This is a genomic window from Pseudomonadota bacterium (assembly GCA_018823135.1).
GTDB lineage: Bacteria > Desulfobacterota > Desulfobulbia > Desulfobulbales > CALZHT01 > JAHJJF01.
Map to the genome: position 1 here is coordinate 1 of JAHJJF010000122.1, position 3424 is coordinate 3424.

At 48.1% G+C, this 3424-nt stretch carries 5 protein-coding genes; all 5 read left to right on the forward strand.

Annotated elements, in window-relative coordinates:
- Nucleotides 1-265: hypothetical protein (locus KKE17_12720; GenBank protein ID MBU1710859.1), on the forward strand; the 265-nt coding region annotated here is incomplete at its 5' end.
- A 9-nt stretch (nt 266-274) separates the two neighbouring features.
- Nucleotides 275-1531: a hypothetical protein gene (locus KKE17_12725; protein ID MBU1710860.1), complete on the forward strand. Its 1257-nt coding sequence runs from the start codon at nt 275-277 to the stop codon at nt 1529-1531.
- 266 nt (nt 1532-1797) lie between these two features.
- Nucleotides 1798-2343: a hypothetical protein gene (locus KKE17_12730; GenBank protein MBU1710861.1), complete on the forward strand. Its 546-nt coding sequence runs from the start codon at nt 1798-1800 to the stop codon at nt 2341-2343.
- On the forward strand, nt 2315-3025 hold the full coding sequence (locus KKE17_12735) for a hypothetical protein (GenBank protein MBU1710862.1): 711 nt from the start codon (nt 2315-2317) through the stop codon (nt 3023-3025). Before KKE17_12730 ends, KKE17_12735 begins: the two co-directional genes overlap by 29 nt.
- The coding region (locus KKE17_12740) for a type I restriction-modification system subunit M N-terminal domain-containing protein (GenBank protein MBU1710863.1) at nt 3022-3424 on the forward strand (403 nt) is incomplete at its 3' end. The genes KKE17_12735 and KKE17_12740, both read left to right, overlap by 4 nt.

The following is a 3424-nucleotide window of genomic DNA, read 5'->3' on the forward strand; positions in this document are numbered from 1 at the left end:
ATACGGCGGCAAATCAAGGCCGCAGACATTTTACGAGGACATTTTTCTCAAAGCATTTCCGACTCTGCTTGATGATATAGAAGAAACTCCGTATCAATCTTTTGAAAAAACTATTCGCAGTACCTATTTTTACCTGACGCTGAAGCATTTTGCCGAATTTTTCGGACTGGCGGAGTTGCGGGCAACATCGGAGAACTATGTGGCGAGAAAGCATGAAGTGAAGAAGCTGCCTTTTCTTGACCAATTTATTTCTTTTACCGTATGAGTTTGAAAAATGAGCGCCAGGAAAAAGAGTAAATACCAGGACCCCTTGCGACAGATGTTGGAGGCGGCTGAAAATAAAATACTTATCGAGCTTATCGAAGATCTTGCGCTCATGCGCCAGGAGGTTCGGCGTGAATGTTTCGAATATCTGAAAGAACATGTCAAACTGTCACCCGGACAAAAGGAAACCTCCGAAGGGGAAGCTGTTTTCGCGCTATGGGGTGAGCTTGTGCCGGACCTGGAAGAATTGGATGAATATGGAGGAGGAGATTATGGCTTGGCTGATCATGTGGCCGACCTTCTCTACCAAATTCAGAATAAACTCACAAAAAACACAGTTGCCGCGGAGTATCGGACAGACCTGCTGAATGAAGTTCTGCCTTATATTCGTAGTTCCAATGCAGGTCTGGATGATGACTTGTACGGCGTGGCCTATGCCTGCTGTTGCGATAATGATGATCTTCGCCGACTTGCCATGGCCTTTGAGTCAATGGCGCGCGATTGGCCTACTGACCATGCTCGCCGGATTTACAGAAAGATTGGCGACAATGAAAAATATCTCGAGTTGCGCGCTTTAAAAATGGAATTTGGGCTGGATTATCATGACCTGGCTACTTTTTACTGGGAGCAGGGGGAAAAGGAAAGAGCGATTAAAACGGCGCAGGACGGTTTGAAAAAAGGAGATGGGCGGTTGGAGGAATTACGCCAATTTCTATCTGAACGAGCTCAAGAAACCGGCGATCGAAAAGGATACATGCAATTACAGTTTGAACAGACTGTTGATCTTCTTACGCTTAAAAAATATCAGGCATTTAAGAAACTCTGCACCAAGGATGAGTGGGGCAGTTATGAAGACGCTATTCTGCAAAAACTTGATCGAACCTGGGATAGTGAAAAGCTCAAGATTTTCATGCATAGAAAAGAGTATGACAAGGCTCTGGCCACTCTTCTCAAGGCAAGATATCCATATAATTCGTATGGCGGAGAGTATGAGTTGAAGGTAGCGGCTAAATTGGAAAACCGTTTCCCGGATAAAATTCTTGGTTACTATCAGTCGGGGCTTGGTAATCTTAACCGCAGCCTCACGAGAAAGGAGTATGCCAGGAAGGCTAAAGTAATGATAAAAGTACGTCATATGTATGTGGATATTATGAATACTCCCGAACAGTGGACAAATTTCGCCCGGCAGGTGAAATTGGACAATAAAAAACGCCCAGCTTTTCAGGAAGAATTTGCAGACGCCGTCCCTGGTTGGAAGGTTTTATAATATGACCCCAGCGAATATCGTCCAAAAACTATGGAACTACTGTAACGACCTGCGGGACGATGGGATGAGTTATGGTGATTACGTCGAGACCGCTCCTGTGCTTCCTGCACACGCGGCATTCGAACATCCATGTTCATCACAGACGAATCTGCTGTTTCTCAAGATGTCGGATGAGCAGATTTGAAAGGGTGCTCAAAGAAAGGTTTGATTTTTTCTCTAATTAATCTTATTCTCTATTCTGGAATCTAGAATGAGGAATAAGTGCTATGTTGAAACCGCAAGATATATATGTACTTCTCAAGCTGGTCGTTATTGGCGGCCGAAAGTGGGCTTATGCCGACTTGGCTGTTGATCTGGGGATGAGCCCCTCACAGCTTCACACCTCCGTAAAACGGGCACTGGAAGCGCAACTGGCCGTGAAACAAGAAGACAAAATCGTTCCAAATTTCCGGAACCTTGAGGAGTTTCTGATCCATGGTCTCAAACATGTTTTCTGGGCAAAACACGGGAATATGACGAGAGGGGTACCGACTTCATCTGCGGCTCCACCGCTTTCCGAAATGTTTGCTGCTTTGACCTCGGAAGAGCCGCCTCCGGTCTGGCCGGATCCGGAGGGGGAAGTAAGGGGCATGGCCTTAATGCCCTTGTATAAACAGGCACCCGCTGCATCACGAAAGGATCAGAAATTCTATGAGTTGTTGACCCTGATAGATGCTATCCGCGCCGGACGGGCCAGGGAACGAGAGACCGCCATTAAAGAATTAAGAAACAGACTGGGGGAATATGCCTCGAATTACGAACCCCAATATTGAATTACTGGAGATAGCGGTCCATCAGCTAGATGATCTGGTTGAACGACTGGTGTTTCTTGGTGGATGTGCCACCGGCCTGCTAATCACCGACCCGGCTGCGCCACCAATTCGTCCCACTCAGGATGTTGATGTCATCACTGAGGTGGCGACGCGGGCCGAATATTATAAATTGGCGGAGATATTGCGGTCGAAGGGGTTTCGCGAAGACAGCAGCGAAGATGCGCCGGTTTGTCGCTGGAGATCAGAAAGGGTCATATTGGATGTGATGCCGACGGATCAGGCTATCCTTGGCTTTGGCAGCCCGTGGTATCCGCAGGCCCTTGCAGAATCAATAATTAAAGCCCTGCCGTCCGGGAGGCAGATCCGCATGATCACCGCCCCATATTTCCTGGCCTGCAAATTTGCCGCTTTTGATAGTCGCGGCAACAATGATTACATGATGAGTCACGATATGGAAGACATTGTTGCGATTCTAGATGGCCGACCAGAGCTCGTGGAAGAAGTAGGTCAAGCGTCTATAGAGTTACGGGGACATCTGGCCGAGAGGTTTCGCGGCTTGCTTGGCAACCCGCGTTTCCGGGAGGCACTGCCGGGTAATATGCCGCCGGATGAGGAAAGCCAGGCAAGGGTGCCAATAATCCTGCAACGGATGAGAAAAATAGCAGTATTGGGAGAATCATGACCTCAGCGAATATCGTCCAAAAACTATGGAACTACTGTAACGTCCTGCGGGACGATGGGATGAGTTATGGTGATTACGTTGAGCAGTTGACGTATCTGCTGTTTCTCAAGATGTCGGATGAGCGGACAAAGGCCCCTTATAATAAGCCGAGCGCGGTGCCGGAAGGGTGCGATTGGCCGACATTAATCAAGAAGGATGGCGATGATCTTTTTGTTCATTACCGGCATCTCCTGGATAAATTGGGTAAGGAAAAAGGCCTGCTGGGGCTGATCTTCAATAAATCCCAGAACAAGTTTCAGGACCCGGCCAAACTGCGCCGCCTGCTGGTCGATTTGATCGGCAAGGAAAACTGGTCGGTGATGAGCGCCGATGTCAAGGGTGATGCCTACGAGGGTTTGC

Excerpts from the sequence above, each read along its gene's own strand:
- KKE17_12725 (MBU1710860.1), top strand. The coding sequence starts at position 275 with ATGAGCGCCAGGAAAAAGAGTAAATACCAGGACCCCTTGCGACAGATG.
- KKE17_12730 (MBU1710861.1), top strand. The coding sequence starts at position 1,798 with ATGTTGAAACCGCAAGATATATATGTACTTCTCAAGCTGGTCGTTATT.
- KKE17_12735 (MBU1710862.1), top strand. The coding sequence starts at position 2,315 with ATGCCTCGAATTACGAACCCCAATATTGAATTACTGGAGATAGCGGTC.